This window comes from Mucilaginibacter sp. P2_A5 (assembly GCF_056404995.1).
In genome coordinates, this window is the sequence record NZ_JBFUCY010000074.1 from 1 (window position 1) to 1,439 (window position 1,439).

General features: G+C 42.0%; 2 protein-coding genes. Both read right to left on the reverse strand.

From position 1 onward, the window contains the following. Positions 1–32: 32 nt before the first annotated feature. Positions 33–1,016 (reverse strand): ISAon1 family transposase, encoded by a 984-nt coding sequence (locus AC1DXF_RS29375; protein ID WP_477452238.1) that lies wholly within the window; start codon positions 1,014–1,016, stop codon positions 33–35. Next, complete coding sequence (locus AC1DXF_RS29380) at positions 1,009–1,365, reverse strand: ISAon1 family transposase N-terminal region protein (protein ID WP_477452239.1); 357 nt, start codon at positions 1,363–1,365, stop codon at positions 1,009–1,011. Before AC1DXF_RS29380 ends, AC1DXF_RS29375 begins: the two co-directional genes overlap by 8 nt. Positions 1,366–1,439: the final 74 nt, after the last annotated feature.

Sequence of the window (1,439 nt, forward strand, 5' to 3'; positions counted from 1 at the left end):
GGATCAGTCCGAAAAGTTGGGGGATAAAAAAGTCAGGCATATATTTTAGCAAGTCTGAATAGGAAGAAAGCAGTATCTCTAACGCCTCTTAAAGTGGCTCTAAAAGCTTTGACCTTAGCATTGAAAGATTCTGCCGAAGCGTTAGTACTTCTGTTATCGAAGAAGTTTAAGATAGATTCATAATGAGTTTGAACAGACCTTGCTACGGTTCTAAAAGCATCAATTCCTGCCTCTTCTACGTTGTTATACCAGATAGCCAGTCTTTTGAAGGCCTGCTTCTTGTCTTTGCAGACAGTGAAGATCTGTCCCAACCGAATGGATAGGTTGTAAGCTTTCAACAATAAAGGATATCTCGGGAAAAGAAGGTCTGCTCTTTCTTTTTGTGATACGGTCCATTTGGCCGCGTGCTTAAATAATAAATATCTGCTCCTGGCCAGTAATTGCTTTAAAGTATCACCATTGGTAAATACTTCGGGCTGATGGCTTTGCTTATTCTTTTTAGCCTCCTCTATGGCTTTACTCTCTTGTTCTAATGCTTCCCAGCGATATTTGATCCTGGCTTCCTGAACCGCGTCATAAGCCAGCTTTTGTACATGGAACCGGTCAATAACCCGCACAGCATTAGAAAAACATCTGCGGATAGCTTTGATCATGTTAGCCGCCATATCCATCGTTACTTCCTTAACCTTATTCCTTTTACGGACAGGTATGCGTTCCAGTACAGCCATGATCTGTTCGGCCTGCGTGCCTTTTATCATAGCCACGATAGCCTTTTTTCCGCCTTTGGCTTCTTTGTTGGTAATAATGGTATATAGTTCTCCGTTGCTTAAAGCTGTTTCGTCTATACTCAGGTAAGGGCCTATGTTATCTGCAAATAACATCCATTCCTCTGCATGATCTTTCTGGCCCCAGGTATGGAAATCACTCAGGTGATCTTTATATTGCTGGCCAAGTTGCTTGCCATCCACCTGGTACAACCGGCCTAATAAATGGCTGCTGATCGGGTGATTATCCAAATATACCTTTTAAAAAAGTGCCGAATTCTGTTGTCATCCGTGCACCTTTTCTTACTAAATCCCAGTCTCTTGTGATAATCTCACCACTCGCTTTTACCTCCCATCTGCGCCTTTTAATGCAAAGCGCTACTTTATGACCCCGAATAGGAAAGTCCTGAATAGCTGTCTCCGGTAAGAAGCCTTTCGACTCCAACTGTGATTTATCGTAACCGGACGGAGCAAGGTTCTTTTCTTCCAGGTAAATGTTCAATTGCCCGCTCTCAGATGAACGGACATCCATAAGTTCAAAATATTCTAAAAGACCTTCTGGTAAAATTAAACGGACGAGGGTTTCGTATGCAGTTGACAAGAGTATTCGTGTTGATTGTTATATCCACAAAACAAATACTTTTTTTATTCCCCCACAAGATTTCTGCTTGATCC